At 29.1% G+C, this 15,378-nt stretch carries 17 protein-coding genes; 10 read left to right on the top strand and 7 right to left on the bottom strand.

Translation table 11 applies throughout. The features are described from left to right. Positions 1–60: 60 nt before the first annotated feature. The 7 genes from PHEL85_RS03450 to PHEL85_RS03425 form a co-directional block, all read right to left on the bottom strand. Positions 61–1,038 (bottom strand): permease, encoded by a 978-nt coding sequence (locus PHEL85_RS03450; RefSeq protein ID WP_036821050.1) that lies wholly within the window; start codon positions 1,036–1,038, stop codon positions 61–63. 6 nt (positions 1,039–1,044) lie between these two features. Next, on the bottom strand, positions 1,045–1,281 hold the full coding sequence (locus PHEL85_RS03445; protein WP_036821048.1) for a thioredoxin family protein: 237 nt from the start codon (positions 1,279–1,281) through the stop codon (positions 1,045–1,047). Positions 1,282–1,328: 47 nt separating this feature from the next. Beyond that, complete coding sequence (locus PHEL85_RS03440; RefSeq protein ID WP_036821046.1) at positions 1,329–1,634, bottom strand: ArsR/SmtB family transcription factor; 306 nt, start codon at positions 1,632–1,634, stop codon at positions 1,329–1,331. 227 nt (positions 1,635–1,861) lie between these two features. After that, positions 1,862–1,990 carry a hypothetical protein gene (locus PHEL85_RS18195; protein ID WP_262501546.1) on the bottom strand — a complete coding sequence of 43 codons (129 nt, stop codon included), beginning with the start codon at positions 1,988–1,990 and terminating at the stop codon, positions 1,862–1,864. 23 nt (positions 1,991–2,013) lie between these two features. Then, entirely contained in the window at positions 2,014–2,499 is a 486-nt protein-coding gene (locus PHEL85_RS03435) for a hypothetical protein (protein ID WP_036821043.1), read from the bottom strand. Between the two features lie 399 nt (positions 2,500–2,898). Further along, entirely contained in the window at positions 2,899–5,190 is a 2,292-nt protein-coding gene (locus tag PHEL85_RS03430; protein ID WP_036821040.1) for a helicase-related protein, read from the bottom strand. Continuing rightward, complete coding sequence (locus PHEL85_RS03425) at positions 5,157–6,056, bottom strand: Hachiman antiphage defense system protein HamA (RefSeq protein ID WP_036821037.1); 900 nt, start codon at positions 6,054–6,056, stop codon at positions 5,157–5,159. Before PHEL85_RS03425 ends, PHEL85_RS03430 begins: the two co-directional genes overlap by 34 nt. Before the next feature lie 656 nt (positions 6,057–6,712). On the opposite strand from PHEL85_RS03425, the gene hisG reads away from it, so the two are divergent. The 10 genes from hisG to hisIE all read left to right on the top strand — a co-directional run bounded on the left by hisG (position 6,713) and on the right by hisIE (position 15,325). Beyond that, on the top strand, positions 6,713–7,570 hold the full coding sequence (gene hisG / locus PHEL85_RS03420; RefSeq protein ID WP_036821034.1) for an ATP phosphoribosyltransferase: 858 nt from the start codon (positions 6,713–6,715) through the stop codon (positions 7,568–7,570). Between the two features lie 134 nt (positions 7,571–7,704). Continuing rightward, on the top strand, positions 7,705–8,988 hold the full coding sequence (hisD, locus tag PHEL85_RS03415) for a histidinol dehydrogenase (protein ID WP_036821031.1): 1,284 nt from the start codon (positions 7,705–7,707) through the stop codon (positions 8,986–8,988). Positions 8,989–9,091: 103 nt separating this feature from the next. Next, the gene (hisC, locus tag PHEL85_RS03410) at positions 9,092–10,147 is read left to right on the top strand and encodes a histidinol-phosphate transaminase (protein ID WP_036821028.1); all 1,056 of its coding nucleotides are present in this window, start codon (positions 9,092–9,094) and stop codon (positions 10,145–10,147) included. Between the two features lie 32 nt (positions 10,148–10,179). Next, on the top strand, positions 10,180–10,479 hold the full coding sequence (locus PHEL85_RS03405; RefSeq protein ID WP_036821025.1) for a GIY-YIG nuclease family protein: 300 nt from the start codon (positions 10,180–10,182) through the stop codon (positions 10,477–10,479). A 30-nt stretch (positions 10,480–10,509) separates the two neighbouring features. Then, positions 10,510–11,646 (top strand): bifunctional histidinol-phosphatase/imidazoleglycerol-phosphate dehydratase HisB, encoded by a 1,137-nt coding sequence (hisB, locus tag PHEL85_RS03400; RefSeq protein WP_036821022.1) that lies wholly within the window; start codon positions 10,510–10,512, stop codon positions 11,644–11,646. A 131-nt stretch (positions 11,647–11,777) separates the two neighbouring features. Then, positions 11,778–12,428, top strand: coding sequence for an imidazole glycerol phosphate synthase subunit HisH (gene hisH / locus PHEL85_RS03395; RefSeq protein ID WP_081965069.1), 651 nt, complete (start codon positions 11,778–11,780; stop codon positions 12,426–12,428). A 7-nt stretch (positions 12,429–12,435) separates the two neighbouring features. Further along, positions 12,436–12,813, top strand: a complete 378-nt coding sequence (locus tag PHEL85_RS03390) for a RidA family protein (protein ID WP_036821020.1) — start codon at positions 12,436–12,438, stop codon at positions 12,811–12,813. A gap of 65 nt (positions 12,814–12,878) precedes the next feature. Further along, positions 12,879–13,637 (top strand): 1-(5-phosphoribosyl)-5-[(5-phosphoribosylamino)methylideneamino]imidazole-4-carboxamide isomerase, encoded by a 759-nt coding sequence (gene hisA, locus PHEL85_RS03385; RefSeq protein WP_036821016.1) that lies wholly within the window; start codon positions 12,879–12,881, stop codon positions 13,635–13,637. A gap of 130 nt (positions 13,638–13,767) precedes the next feature. Beyond that, positions 13,768–14,523 (top strand): imidazole glycerol phosphate synthase subunit HisF, encoded by a 756-nt coding sequence (gene hisF / locus PHEL85_RS03380; protein WP_036821013.1) that lies wholly within the window; start codon positions 13,768–13,770, stop codon positions 14,521–14,523. Between the two features lie 202 nt (positions 14,524–14,725). Then, positions 14,726–15,325, top strand: coding sequence for a bifunctional phosphoribosyl-AMP cyclohydrolase/phosphoribosyl-ATP diphosphatase HisIE (hisIE, locus tag PHEL85_RS03375; RefSeq protein ID WP_036821010.1), 600 nt, complete (start codon positions 14,726–14,728; stop codon positions 15,323–15,325). The last annotated feature ends 53 nt before the right edge of the window (positions 15,326–15,378 follow it).

Here is a 15,378-nt window from a genome sequence, read left to right as displayed (position 1 = left end):
CACTTTAGAAGAAAGAAAACTATTGATAAATAAAAAGCACAAAATTTTAAGGCCAATATTTTATAAAATGATATTAAACAAATACCCAGAAATAATAATGCAGAGAGTTACAACACCAAAAAATACACCAATCAGTTTTAGCGTCATTACTTTTTTTAATAGCATTGCTTCTGGTAAAGAAAGACCAACAACACCCATCATAAAAGCAATGGCAGTTCCTAAAGGAATTCCTTTAGAAACTAATACTTGCACTACAGGAAGTATTCCAGAAGCGTTAGAATACATGGGCACTGCTAAAATTGTAGCAATTGGCACTGCAAAAAGGTTATCTTTATCCATATATTTTTCGAAAAAACCTTCAGGAATATAACCATGCATTAAACCACCAATTGCAATTCCTACAATTACGTAAGGAATAATACCTTTTAAAATTCTTAGTACTTCATCCCAAATAATAGGAAGTCTTTTAAGAAAAGGTTGTTTTTCAGTTTTAAAAACATCTTGTTCTTTTTGAGCTTTTGCTAAAATATCTTTTACCCAAGGAGTTAAATGTTTTTCTAATTTTAGTTTTTGAAGAATCATACCAGATATTGTCCCTAAAAGTACACCACTAATTACATAAATTGCTGTAATTTTAACTCCGAATAAACCAATAAACAATCCAATGGCAACTTCGTTAACTAAAGGCGAAGTAATTAAAAAAGCAAACGTAACTCCTAAAGGAATTCCACCTCTTACAAAACCTATAAACAACGGAACCGAAGAACAAGAGCAAAATGGTGTTACCACACCAAAAAGACTTGCCATAAGGTATTCGAATCCGTATAATTTATTTCTAGATAAATAGTTTTTTACCTTATCTATTGGGAAATAACTATTTACAATTCCCATAAAAAAGATCACTACAAAAAGTAGGATTAAAATTTTAATGCTATCGTAAATAAAAAAATTAAGCGCTTCTGCTAAATGTTGCCCTTTGTCTAAGTTTAGAACATCATAAACAAACCAATCTGCACTATTTTGTACCCAATCGAACATTAATAATTAACTTAAAAGTGTTAAAACTTCTTCTTTAGAAGGTATTCTTCCTTTAATGGTAACCACATTATCTATAACTAGGGCAGGAGTACTCATTACATTAAATTCCATTATTTTCATAATGTCTTCTACTTTTTCTACGTTAGCATTTATGTTGTTTTCTAAAACCACTTCTTTTACAACATTGGTCATCGATTGACATTTTGCACAACCTGTGCCTAGTATTTTAATTGTTTTAATCATGATTATGATATTTATTTTTGAATTTAAATTGTTCTGTTTTTAAAAAATTATGCAAAGAATTGCTGAAATATTGTTTTTGCAATCTTCCAGTTTTCTTGATGAATGCAATACTTTATTTTGGGTGGTTTAAATTCTCCTTGTATTAAGCCCGCCTTTTTTAATTCTTTTAAATGTTGCGATATGGTAGATTGTGCTAACGGAAAAACATCAACCAAATCTCCTGTAAAACAACAAGTTTGATGCTCTAAATGTTTTAAGATAGCAATGCGTGTAGGATGTGCTAATGCTTTGGCAAATTTGGCCAAAGCTTCCGTTTCTTTATTATTGATGATATGTTCTAACTGTCTCTCCATATTTCTAATCGTAAAATTACGATAGGCATGTAAGATGCAACCTGACTTTTATCATGTTTACTTTAATTTAACAAAAAAGATGTATTAAAAAGTGCGTGTTATTTTTAAAATGATGGCATTACCAATTCATTTAGTAAGTATAAAACGAATAGTAAATCAGTAAAAATTTTAGTAAGTAAGTTAATATTAGTAATCAATTATTAACGGTGTTGGCAAATCGTTATTTATTAATCTAGTTTTATACCATATAATGCATAAACAATCATTCCAAAAATAACTAGGCATAAAATAAGTAAACCCCAATTATCTATTCCTTTTATGAATTGCTTTTTCTTTTTTTCGTTTAAATCTTTCATTATTTGTTTTAATTTAAAATTGGTTATTTGTTCTTTTTCACAAAAGTTCTATCTAACAATTTTTTAGTTCCATTTTGCGAACCAAATAATTTTACTGTATATCTTAAATTTTTAGTTAATTCTTTAAAAGTAAAAGTACTTGCAGAAGTAGTTGTTTCTCCTTCTTGCTTCCAAGAATTATTTCTTAATGGATTTGCTGGCGCTAATGTTAAATTTAATTTATCATATGCAGTTAGTTCATTTTGTTGAAAATTCCAATTTGCTTTAATTCTATAATTTCCCAAGCTATTTACTTCTACAATTTGTGCACTTAAACCTCTAATTACTTGACCATTAATTTGAGATTTAATAGTTGTAGATTTTTCTTTGAGTACAGCAGCTCTTTTTCTTAATGCTTCAGCTCTTTTAGTATTTCCATTAGCTTCTCTTTTATCCGCTCTTTTGAGTTTTTTGTTTGCTCTTTTTGTTTTTCTTGCAGCTCTTCTTTCTGCTCTACTTCTTCGTCCCATAATTTTACCTTTAATATTAGCTTACTCTAAATCACTTTTCAGCATCCGTGTAATAATTTAAAAGTGTTTAAAATCTTGATGAGTATAAAGTTGTAATTGTTTAACTATTATGTTCAATTGATTTATGACCTTTTTTAATTGATATACAAAGATGTATTGAATTTACTTATAGTAATAGAGTGTTGAAACCCAAATTTATTGGGTGTTATAACCCTAATTGATGATTTGTGAAGAATGTTCGTCTAATGTTTGTCAACGAGTTTTCGTAAAAAAAAGTAACGTGTTTTAAATACTAAATTTAGCAAATAAATCACAGATAGAAAGTCCGTGAGTACTTTCGTAAATAGGCTATTACTAGGCAATTAATTATACACGGTGTTGCCACCAGTGCTTTTCAGATTAGTTTTCTCCTTTTATGATTTTTTCCACTCTTTTAAATATCTCAATTTCATAATCATCAAATGATTGTTTAATGTTTTCAGAATTTTCGGAATTTTCATAATAATTAACAATTGCTGTTGGTACTCCAAAATCACTTGCAATACGACCAGATTCTGTAAATGCATTGTATTCTAATTTGGTTAATAACCTATCAAGACCACTTACTTCATCTATCGGCTGTTGTGTTACTTGAAAACGATAAAATTTATACATTATATTAAATACACCTAAATACTTTACAACTTGATATTTTAAAGTGTTATAAACAAATTCGGAAGTGTCTGAGATAGCTTTGTCGACAGTACTGCCTTTTCCAAGTTTAAAATTAATTGAACCTCTAAAACCGCCAGTCAAGTAAAAGTGAACCAAATGTGTCAAAGTGGAATATTGACCACTTTCTCCTTTATATTCAATTAGAAATTTTAGTTTTTGATTTTTTACAATTGGTTCTATAATATTCAAAACTACTTGAAACCCATCATAGTCAATATCCATTTTAAAATTTATGAATCTAATTAACTTTTTAATTGCATTTATTTCTAAATCTGTCAATAACTTAATTCTATCATAAATTACGATTTTGTCTAAACGACTTACTACTTTATATAATTGAAAGACTTCGTCAGGAATATTCCTTTCTATTTGTTTGCTACTAATATCTTCAACTTTTAATCTGTCTTCATCGGTAAGATATTCATCGTCTGTATAATATAAATCTACTTCATCTTTTGGGGAATTTAAATCGTAGTTTTTGTGTTTTATTCCTTCAGCTTCAGCATTGATAGCCTTCATAAAATCATTTTTCAGTACAATTACTCTACCACTATAATGATACAGAAATCGACCAGCTCTACCAGCGATATTTTTTGCGTCAAATTTTTTGAGTGGTTTAGTTCCCTTCATACTGTGTAATACAATTAAATTTTTTGCCGATGTATTGACACCTTCTGTAATAGTTGTAGTAGAAATGAGGACTCTAATTAAATCATTATTGAATAATGAAACTATTTCTTTTTGAATATATTTTGGTACTAAGCCGTGATGAATACCAATTCCATTTTTAAGTGCTTCGATTAATGTCCATTCTTTATTAAAGTTGTTTGAGATGTGAGTTAAAAAATCTACATAATCACCACTATTATGGTTTTCAAAAATTTTAGATGTAATAAGAGTTTTTGCGTAAGATTCAACCGAATTTCTTGAATAGCAATATATAATTGTGTTCTCATTAATGTTGCTAATAGCTTGTACTATTTCAATGAGTCTATCATTTTTTGAAGTTTTTTCAAAACTAAGTTCTAAATCATCATCTATAAAGTAGTTCTTTTTTGATTTAATATCATTGTAGGTTTTATTTACAATCTCATAATTATTGTAATCTATTAATTTAATATTATTTACCTCTAAAAATCTATCAAATGAACGATTGTAGTTATTATCGTTTGGTCTTGAAAAATCTATATAAGGTCCTGCAAGTAATGTGTCAACATCTTTTTTCAACGAGTAGAAAACTGCTAATCGATAAGCTACATCTCGTTCATTTTCTCTTACTTCTTCGTCTATTATATAATCATTGTCAATTTTATAAACTTCATCAACAAAAGCAAAATCAAAATCTATTTCTTCTTCTCGTTTTTCTATAAAAGATAAATAACGTTCTGGTGTATAAATGAATAAATTTTTGTCATCTAAATCTTCTATATCACTCAAAGTATGAATGGAATATTTATCTAAAAAATATTTGTAATTATCTTCTGAAGTAAGGCGTTGCAAATTTTCAGAAAGTAATGCTATTGTAGGAAATATTAAAACTACATTATCATAATTCATTTTTTGAATTATCTCGAAAACAATGTGAGTTTTACCGAAAGATGTACTTGCTGATAAAAAAAATCTATTTAATTGATTTGGTTTAAACAGTTCTAAAATCTCTTTTTGATACTTATGAACCTTATTGGTTGAAGTTAAGTTTAAAGTACTCTCATAAATAATAGATGAGAGAGTGTTTAAGTCAAAATTATTTATCTCTGTTTCATTGTTAAATTTTTCAAGTAAGTCATAAAAATGCGGTATACCAACTGTGTTCGAAATATATTTTAAAAACCTTAAATCAGCTTCGGATATCTCCTCATCTTTGATGTCATCAAAATATTTGCACACGATTTTAATCAAATCGTAATCTTCAATTTGATTTTCACGGTATTTATTTATGCCTATTATGACATTAGAGGCTTCTTTGATTCTATCCATTTTATAACTTCTGATTTAACCAATTTGACATCTTCTACTGGCAGAAAAACGAAAAACACAGAATATGGTATTGATAAGTCGTACTTCTCTAACTTATGTTTTTCTTCGATATATTTTGGTATTGCTTTAATACTTTCGTCATAACCTTTTTTATTCTGTTGGAATAGAATGATTACTGGGTATACTAATTCTATTGAATGTTGTTTTATTTCTTCAATTATTTTAATATTTGGATTTTCTGTCCAATCAATTAGAATTTTCTCAATTTTAGAGCCTTTTAAATTTAAATTGTCCTTGTTTTTTCTTAATGCAAGTAGATTTTTACTAAGATATTTATCTGATAACGAATTTTTAATTTTAGATAATACATCATTTACAGCTTGTGTATAACTCTGATGAAATTTTGTTTCGCCAAACCATAAATGAACTTTCGAATCATGCTCAATTAAATGATATGCATCATATCCTTTGGATTCTGAATTTTCTAAAGGATTGTAAAAATAACCTTTAGAAATAAATGTTTGAGTACCAAAAAAGACCTTTAAAATTGAATGTAAAATTACTTCTCCAAAAAAACCGTATTTCTGTTTTGTTGCATCTGAATCATCTTCATCATACCTTATTCTTTCCTGAAATGCGATAGTATGTAAATCTTCTAATTCTCTTTCGGTAAAGTCTAATTCATTGAAAGAATAATCAATGATAGAATTATAAATTATTTTTATTAGAGAATCATTGTCCGAAACAGCATAACATTTATCATCTAACGTAGAGAAAATTGTTCGAGGAACTGAACCTACTACATATGGCAAATCATATTTGTAGACAATCGACTTTTTAATTAAATCCTCTAATGCTTTTCTCATTTAGTATAGATTGCTATTGGTTTTCGCATTGTTGCCAACTAGTTATAAAATAATTACACTTCATTTTATCCCTAGAAAATAACATGATATTGTTATTCTTTCAAGTATTGTTATTAAATAAAGATTTAGAAAAGTTTAGCAATTTTATTTTTTCATCAATCTGTTCAAATTTATATAAATGATATTGGTAAAAACCTGACATTTATCATCAGCAAACAACAATTGTGCACTTTATACCATTTATAACGTGGTTATTATAACACTAAAAATGAACTTAGTGTTTGTTTTTGGTAGCTTTTGTAAAGCTATCTTTTAAAACTTAGTAAACAACAGGTATAAATACCTATTTTTTTTAAATGAAAACTAAAAAATTAAACATATACTATGAATCTGATAAAAATTTCACATTATTCATTTTTTTATGCCAATCATTTGGTTTCTTAATAATATAATTTAGATATTTGCCTAGAAATAAACAAGAACATGAACTTTATTCAAAATCATCATCGTCATTTTTACAATTGCAGTCAAGCGATTTAAAAATGTATTGAATAAAATCAAAATATTTATAAACCCGTTTGAGCAAATCAAACGGGTTTTCTATTTCTAATAAAATAGTAAAAAACGTATTTGCTCAGGCATCAAACAAAACAAAAATGAGTAACTTAAGAATTGCAGTACAAAAATCTGGTAGATTAAATGAAGATTCTATGAGAATCTTAAAAGACATTGGTATTTCTATAGACAATGGTAAAGATCAATTAAAAGCAGCAGCAAGAAATTTTCCGGTAGAAGTTTTTTACTTAAGAAATGGCGATATTCCTCAGTATTTAAAAGACGGAGTTGTAGATGCAGCCATAATTGGCGAAAATGTTTTAATAGAAAAAGGAGCAGATATTCAGTTTATAGAACGTTTAGGTTTTTCTAAATGTAAAGTTTCTATTGCTGTGCCCAAAGAATCGGAAGCAAATTCGTTAAAAGATTTAGACGGAAAAAGAATTGCCACTTCGTATCCACAAACCGTAAATAAATTTCTAAAAGAAAAAAATATCAATGCAGAATTACACATTATTAATGGTTCTGTAGAAATTGCACCAAATATTGGTTTAGCAGATGGTATTTGTGATATTGTTTCTAGTGGTTCTACACTTTTTAAAAATGGATTAAAAGAGATTGAGGTTTTATTAAAGTCGGAAGCAGTTTTGGCAGTTTCACCTAATATTTCTGATGATAGAATGGATATTTTACAAAAAATTCAGTTTAGAATTCAGTCTGTTTTAAAAGGAAGAAACTCGAAATACATTTTATTAAATGCGCCTAATGATAAATTAGAAAATATTCTAAAATTATTACCAGGTATGAGAAGCCCAACAGTGTTGCCTTTGGCAGAAGAAGGTTGGAGCTCTGTACACACTGTAATTAGTAAAAATGAATTTTGGGAAATTATTGATGAGTTAAAAGCCAATGGAGCAGAAGGTATTTTAGTGTGTCCGATTGAAAAAATGGTTTTATAGTTTTTCAAAAAAAATATAACATACTGAACTAGTTTCAGTATCTGATAAAAAGTTATTAAGTATGTCATTCCGACTGAAATGGAGGAATCTTTGAGATTTCTCGATAAACTCGAACTGACAATTAGAAATAAAAAATGAAATTTATAAACAATCCTCAAAGAAAAGACTGGAAAAAAATCTTACAAAGACCCACAAAAACGGTTGATGATATAGAAAATACTGTAAACCAAATTTTTGATGATGTACAAAGAAATGGAGATACAGCTGTAAATAAATATACTGAGTTGTTTGATGGGGTTTCTTTAGAAAGTAATATTGTTTCTGTTGCTGAAATTAATGAAGCTGTTGCTGCTGTTTCAGATGAATTAAAAGAAGCGATTAATCTTGCAAAAGAGAATATTACCAAGTTTCATACAGCACAAAAAACAGAAAAAGTTTTTGTAGAAACAGCAAATGGTGTGGAGTGTTGGCAAGAAAAAAGACCCATTCAAAAAGTGGGTTTGTACATTCCTGGAGGAACAGCACCATTATTTTCAACAGTTTTAATGTTGGCAATTCCTGCTCAAATTGCAGGTTGTAAAGAAATTGTATTGTGTTCTCCACCTAATAAAGAAGGAAAAGTTCATCCAGCAATTTTATATGCAGCAAATTTATGTGGCGTTACTAAAATTATAAAAGTTGGAGGAATTCAAGCCATTGCAGGTTATACATTTGGTACAGAAACGATTCCGCAAGTTTATAAAATATTTGGTCCAGGAAATCAGTTTGTAACGGTTGCAAAACAATTGGCAACAAAACACGGAGTTGCTATAGATATGCCTGCTGGTCCAAGTGAATTATTGGTGGTTGCAGATGATTCTGCAAATGCTAGTTTTGTGGCTTCAGATTTATTAAGTCAGGCAGAACATGGTGCCGATAGTCAAGTTATTTTGGTTTCTACATCTAAAAAGTTAATTGATGAAGTTTCGATTGAGATACAAAAACAACTTTTAGCATTGCCAAGAGTTGCTATTGCTACAAAAGCAATTGATAATTCTAAATCTATTTTGGTAGAAAATGATAAATTTGCCTTAGAATTAATCAACGAATATGGCCCAGAACACTTTATTGTTTGCACAAATAATAATGATTTTTATGTAGATCATATAGAAAATGCAGGTTCTGTTTTTATTGGTAATTATACACCAGAAAGTGCAGGAGATTATGCTTCAGGAACCAATCATACATTACCCACAAATGGTTTTTCTAAATCATATTCTGGGGTTAATTTAGATAGTTTTACAAAGAGTATAACGTTTCAAAAAATATCAAAAGAAGGAATACAAACAATAGGAAAATCTATTGAGTTGATGGCAGCAGCAGAAGGTTTAGAGGCACATAAAAATGCAGTAACAATCCGTTTAAAAAATTTAGAATAGGTTATAAAATGTCAATGCGAATGAGGAACGAAGAGGAATCTTAATATTAGATTTCTCAATCACTAAAAAAGCTCATTTTGAAATGACATTAGAAATATCAATTATGAAAACAAACTTTAACATCAACAACCTAATTAGAGAAAACATTAAATCTCTAAAACCATATTCATCTGCAAGAGATGAATATAAAGATGCAACCACTAAAGAAATGATTTTCTTAGACGCCAATGAAAATCCTTTTGAAAATGGTGTAAATCGTTATCCCGATCCACATCAAAATAATGTTAAAGATTTACTTTCAGGAATTAAAGATATTTCTAAAGAAAACATCCTTTTAGGAAATGGAAGTGATGAGGTTTTAGATTTAATTTTTAGAGCTTTTTGCGAACCAAATCAAGATAATATTATCACATTACCACCAACTTATGGGATGTATGGGGTTTTGGCAGATGTAAATGCAATCGAAAACAGAAAAGTATTATTAAAAGAAGATTTTCAGCCAGATGTAAATCAAATTTTAAATGCTGCTGATGCAAATAGTAAAATTTTGTTTTTGTGTTCTCCTAACAATCCAACAGGAAATAGTTTTACGGTTGATGCTGTAAAAAAGTTGCTTACTAAATTTAAGGGTTTAGTGGTGTTAGATGAAGCGTATATCGATTTTTCTGAAGAGAAAAGCTGGTTAGAGAAATTAGAACAATTTCCTAATTTAATTATAATTCAAACCTTGTCTAAAGCTTATGGTTTAGCAGGAATTCGTTTAGGATCTTGTTATGCATCTAAAGAAATTATTCAGATTTTAAGCAACATAAAACCACCCTATAACGTAAATGAGTTAACACAACAAAGAGCAATTGTTAGACTTCAAAAAATGGGTGAAATCAAAAATGAAGTTGCACAATTAGTTAGCGAAAGAAAACGTCTAAAAAAAGAGCTAGAATGTTGTGTAAGTTATATTGAAAAGGTGTATCCTTCTGATGGTAATTTTCTTTTAATAAAGGTAGATGACGCTACAAAACGTTACAATCAATTAATAGAATATGGCGTTGTAATTAGAAATAGAACCAACCAACCTTTGTGTGAAAATTGTTTACGAATAAGTGTTGGTATTTGTGAAGAAAATCAACGTTTAATTAGAGCGTTAAAAAGTATATCCTGACCTTGATTCAGGACCTTTTAATTAAAAATCAAATGACTAAAGAAAAATATTACTGTTATATTTTATCAAATAAAAATAGAACAGTTTTATATATTGGCTTTACAAATAATTTAATTTTAAGAATAAATCAACATAAAAAAGGAGTAGGAGCATTATTTACAAAAAAATATAATGTACATGAATTGGTTTATTTCGAAGAGTTTTTTGAAATGAAAAAAGCAAGAAAAAGAGAGATACAATTAAAAAATTGGAAGAAAGATTGGAAGTGGGATTTGATTAAGAAAAGTAATCCAAGTTTAAAAACATTAGAAAAATTATTAAAAAGATCCTGAATCAAGTTCAGGATTCTATAACAGAGTTATATGAAAAAAGTATTATTTATAGATAGGGATGGAACTTTAGTTTTAGAGCCACCTGTAGATTATCAATTAGATAGTTTAGAAAAGTTAGAGTTTTACCCAAAAGTTTTTCAATACATGGCAAAAATTGCTTCAGAATTGGATTATGAATTGGTAATGGTAACAAATCAAGACGGTTTAGGTACAGATTCTTTTCCAGAAGATACTTTTTGGCCAGCTCAAAATAAAGTACTATCTGCTTTCGAAAAAGAAGGTGTTGTTTTTACAGAAGTTCATATAGATAAAACGTTTCCGCATGAAAATGCTGAAACTCGTAAACCAAGAACAGGTTTATTAACCAAATATTTTTCTGAAGAATATGATTTAGAAAACTCGTTTGTTTTAGGTGATAGAATTACAGATATGGAATTGGCTAAGAACTTAGGTTCTAAAGGAATATTTTTATCTGAAGATCCAGAATTAGGTGCTGATGAAATAGAAACATCTAAACAAGAAATTTTAAACTGTATTGCTTTAACAAGTACAGATTGGTCAGAAATTTATGAATTCTTAAAATTAGAAGATAGAGTTTCTGAAATTACTAGAAATACAAACGAAACTAAGATTTATATCAAACTAAATTTAGACGGTTCTGGTAAAAATGATATTTCTACCGGAGTTAAGTTTTTCGATCATATGTTAGATCAAATTGGTCGTCATGGAGCAATGGATTTAACGGTAAAAGTTGATGGAGATTTAGAGGTTGATGAACATCATACTATAGAAGATACCATGATTGCTTTGGGAGAGTTATTCCATAAAGCATTAGGAAATAAATTAGGAATAGAGCGTTATGGTTTCTGTTTGCCAATGGATGATTGTTTGGCACAAGCTGCAGTAGATTTTGGAGGAAGACCTTGGTTAGTTTGGGATGCAGATTTTAAACGAGAAATGATTGGAGATATGCCAACAGAAATGTTTTTACACTTGTTTAAATCTTTTACAGATGGCGCAAAATGTAATTTAAACATTAAAGCAGAAGGAGATAATGAACATCATAAAATAGAAGGAATATTTAAAGCATTTGCGAAAGCTATGAAAATGGCTGTAAAAAGAGATGCTAATAAAATGTTTTTACCGTCAACTAAAGGAGTACTTTAAAAAAAGCCCATCTTAATCTTCCCGAAGGGAAGAAACACTCTTGCGAAAGTTAAGTGTTACTAATTGGTTTTTTTGAACGAGAATTAAATAAAAAATTGTCATTCCTGTGTAAACAGGAATCAATAAATATTATGATTAAAAATATAGAAAAAAATAAAGACAACAGTGAAAGTTCTTCTCCTTTGGGGAAGTTAGAAGGGGCTTCAGTTGTCATTATAGATTACGGAGCAGGAAACATTAAAAGTATTCAGTTTGCTTTTAAACGTTTAGGTGTAGATGCCGTTTTGTCAAATAACATTGATGAGATTAGAGCAGCAGATAAAATTATTTTTCCTGGAGTTGGAGAAGCAAGTTCTGCAATGAAAATGTTACAAGAAAGCGGATTAGACAAAGTAATTCCTACTTTAAAGCAACCCGTTTTAGGTATTTGTTTAGGAATGCAGTTAATGTGTAATTCTTCTGAAGAAGGAAACACAAAAGGGTTAGGAATATTTGATGTTGCTGTAAAAAAGTTTTCTAAAGCTGTAAAAGTTCCACAAATGGGATGGAATGTTATTTATAATTTAGAATCTCAATTATTCTCAGGAATTAAAGAAAGAGAATTTATGTATTTAGTGCATAGTTTTTATGCAGAAGAATGTAAAGAATCGATAGCTACAACAGATTATGAGATTGAATATGCATCTGCATTACAAAAAGATAATTTTTATGGGACTCAATTTCATCCAGAAAAGAGTGGAGTAGCAGGAGAACAAATTTTAAAGAATTTTTTAAATTTATAAAATTAGAATGGCAAGAAAATTAATAAGTTCAGGTTCATCTTTTGAAAAAGAAATGGGTTACTCTAGAGCAGTTGTAGATGGAGATTGGGTTTTTGTTTCAGGAACAACAGGTTTTAATTATGATACAATGACTATTGAAGAAGGTGTTGTTGCACAAACTGAGCAGTGTTTTAAAAACATTAAAAACATTTTAGAAGAAGCTAATTCAAGTTTAGACAAAATTGTTAGAGTAACTTATATTTTACCAAAAACATCTGACTTTGAGTTATGTTGGCCAGTACTTAAAAAATATTTAGGAGATGTTAGACCAGCAGCAACCATGTTTTCTGCAGGTTTATTTGATGAGAGAATGAAAATAGAAATTCAAGTTACAGCATTAAATTAGTAGTTTTTTAGAAAGATAAAATAAAGACCCTGAAATAAATTCAGGGTTGATTAATAAATTAATCAATGAGAATAATTCCAGCCATAGATATTATTGACGGAAAATGTGTTCGTTTAACAAAAGGAGATTACGATACAAAAAAGATTTATAACGAAAATCCGTTAGAAGTTGCTAAAGAATTTGAAGCTGCAGGAATTGAATATTTACACGTTGTAGATTTAGATGGAGCAAAATCTAGCGAGATTATTAATTATAAAGTATTAGAGCAAATTGCATCTAAAACGAATTTAAAAATTGATTTTGGAGGTGGTTTAAAATCTGATAAAGATTTAGAAATTGCATTTAATTCTGGAGCGAATCAAATTACTGGAGGAAGTATTGCTGTAAAAAACAGTGTCATTTTCGAAAGTTGGATTGAAAAATATGGTGCTGATAAAATAATTTTGGGAGCCGATTTTTATCCTGATAATTCAGGAGGAAAGATTGCTACAAATGGTTGGCAAGAAGAAAGTAGTTTAGAATTGATTCCTTTTATTAATGAGTATCAAAAGAAAGGAATTCAGTATGTAATTTGTACAGATATTTCTAAAGACGGAATGTTGCAAGGTCCAAGTTTTGATGTTTACAATCAAATTTTAAATGAATCTGTAATTTCGAGCGCAGTCGAGAAATCTCTAAAATTAATTGCTTCTGGGGGAATTTCTGCTTTTGAAGAAATCCCAAAATTAGCAGAAAATGGTTGTGAAGGCGTAATTATAGGAAAAGCGATTTATGAGAATAAAATCAGCTTGAAACAATTGGAACAATTTATAATCCAAAGTTAAAATCAATAAACGAATGTCACTTCGAGTGATTTTTGAAGAATGAAAAAATTGTATCGAGAAGTAGTTAAAAGTTCTCGATATAATTTCGACAAAAAATCGAAATCACTCGAACTGACAGTATAAATAATTTATGTTAACAAAAAGAATAATACCTTGTTTAGATATTAAAAACGGAAGAACTGTAAAAGGTGTAAATTTCGTGAATTTAATTGATGCAGGAGATCCTGTAGTTTTAGCAAAACAATACGCAGATTTAGGTGCAGATGAATTGGTTTTTTTAGATATTTCTGCAACATTAGAAGGTAGGAAAACCATGATAGAAATGGTGCATCAGGTTGCTGAACAAGTAAATATACCGTTTACAGTTGGTGGAGGAATTTCTTCCGTAGAAAATGTAAATGAATTATTAAAGTGGGGAGCAGATAAGGTTTCTATCAATTCATCAGCAGTAAAAAGACCAGGATTAGTAAATGAATTAGCAGAAAAATTCGGAAGTCAATGTGTGGTTGTTGCTATTGATGCTAAACAAGTTGACGGAGAATGGTTTGTACATTTAGCGGGTGGAACAATTCCTACCGATATCAAACTTTTTGAATGGGCAAAAGAAGTAGAAGAACGTGGAGCAGGGGAAATTTTGTTTACTTCTATGAATCATGATGGAACAAAAGGTGGTTTTGCAAATGAAGCATTGGCACATTTATCAGAATTATTAAATATACCAATTATTGCTTCTGGTGGTGCAGGAACCATACAACACTTTGCAGATACTTTTGTAGAAGGAAAAGCAGATGCAGCATTGGCAGCAAGTGTTTTTCATTTTGGAGAAATCCCTATTTTAGAATTAAAGAAAGAGTTAAAAGAACAAAATATTCCAGTGAGACTTTAGTCGAAATACTGAACTTGTTTCAGTATCTCATAAATAAAAAGTTCTCGATACAATTTCGATAAAAAATCGAAATCACTCGAACTGACAGAAATTAATATAAATAAAGATGTCATTCCGAACGAAGAATGAGGAGGAATCTCAAAGTTAGATTTCTCAATCGCTTAAAAAAGCTCATTTCGAAATGACAAATAAAATATAAATTATGAACATCGATTTCAATAAAAATAACGACGGATTAGTGCCAGCAATCATTCAAGATGCAACAACAAAAAATGTTTTAATGTTGGGTTATATGAATGAAGAAGCGTTTAAAAAAACACAAGAAACAAAGTTAGTTACTTTCTTTTCTAGAACTAAAAATCGTTTGTGGACAAAAGGTGAAGAAAGTGGAAATGTGCTGAATTTAGTAGACATTAAATTAGATTGTGATAATGACACATTATTAATTCAAGTGAATCCAAATGGACCGACGTGTCATAAAGGTTCTGATACGTGTTGGAATGAAGAAAATAAGCCCAATTATGGTTTCTTTTCTACTTTAGAAGAAGTTATTACAGAAAGAGTTGCTAATAAAGACACAAAAAAATCTTATGTAGCAAGTTTATTCTCAAAAGGAATTAACAAAGTTGCGCAGAAAGTAGGAGAGGAAGCAGTAGAAACTGTTATTGAAGCAATGGATAATAACGATGAGTTATTTTTATATGAATCTGCAGATTTATTGTTCCATTATTTAATGTTATTACAAGCAAAAGGTTTCACTTTAAAAGATATTGAAGCAGAGTTAAAAGGAAGACATAAATAATTTGTTATACTTTTTTAAAGTTTAACGAATAATTCCAATGAATATGAATAAAG

The sequence above is a fragment of the Polaribacter sp. Hel1_85 genome, assembly GCF_000766795.1.
GTDB lineage: Bacteria > Bacteroidota > Bacteroidia > Flavobacteriales > Flavobacteriaceae > Polaribacter.
The sequence above is the reverse complement of the archived record's forward strand: the minus strand, read 5'-3'. Positions and strand labels throughout refer to the sequence as shown.

Coding starts and splice junctions, on each gene's coding strand:
- hisB (WP_036821022.1), top strand. CDS start 10,510: ATGAAAAAAGTATTATTTATAGATAGGGATGGAACTTTAGTTTTAGAG.
- PHEL85_RS03445 (WP_036821048.1), bottom strand. CDS start 1,281: ATGATTAAAACAATTAAAATACTAGGCACAGGTTGTGCAAAATGTCAA.
- PHEL85_RS03435 (WP_036821043.1), bottom strand. CDS start 2,499: ATGGGACGAAGAAGTAGAGCAGAAAGAAGAGCTGCAAGAAAAACAAAA.
- PHEL85_RS03450 (WP_036821050.1), bottom strand. CDS start 1,038: ATGTTCGATTGGGTACAAAATAGTGCAGATTGGTTTGTTTATGATGTT.
- hisA (WP_036821016.1), top strand. CDS start 12,879: ATGAGAATAATTCCAGCCATAGATATTATTGACGGAAAATGTGTTCGT.
- PHEL85_RS03425 (WP_036821037.1), bottom strand. CDS start 6,056: ATGAGAAAAGCATTAGAGGATTTAATTAAAAAGTCGATTGTCTACAAA.
- hisG (WP_036821034.1), top strand. CDS start 6,713: ATGAGTAACTTAAGAATTGCAGTACAAAAATCTGGTAGATTAAATGAA.
- PHEL85_RS03430 (WP_036821040.1), bottom strand. CDS start 5,190: ATGGATAGAATCAAAGAAGCCTCTAATGTCATAATAGGCATAAATAAA.
- PHEL85_RS03390 (WP_036821020.1), top strand. CDS start 12,436: ATGGCAAGAAAATTAATAAGTTCAGGTTCATCTTTTGAAAAAGAAATG.
- hisH (WP_081965069.1), top strand. CDS start 11,778: ATGATTAAAAATATAGAAAAAAATAAAGACAACAGTGAAAGTTCTTCT.
- PHEL85_RS03440 (WP_036821046.1), bottom strand. CDS start 1,634: ATGGAGAGACAGTTAGAACATATCATCAATAATAAAGAAACGGAAGCT.
- hisC (WP_036821028.1), top strand. CDS start 9,092: ATGAAAACAAACTTTAACATCAACAACCTAATTAGAGAAAACATTAAA.
- PHEL85_RS18195 (WP_262501546.1), bottom strand. CDS start 1,990: ATGAAAGATTTAAACGAAAAAAAGAAAAAGCAATTCATAAAAGGAATA.
- PHEL85_RS03405 (WP_036821025.1), top strand. CDS start 10,180: ATGACTAAAGAAAAATATTACTGTTATATTTTATCAAATAAAAATAGA.
- hisIE (WP_036821010.1), top strand. CDS start 14,726: ATGAACATCGATTTCAATAAAAATAACGACGGATTAGTGCCAGCAATC.
- hisF (WP_036821013.1), top strand. CDS start 13,768: ATGTTAACAAAAAGAATAATACCTTGTTTAGATATTAAAAACGGAAGA.
- hisD (WP_036821031.1), top strand. CDS start 7,705: ATGAAATTTATAAACAATCCTCAAAGAAAAGACTGGAAAAAAATCTTA.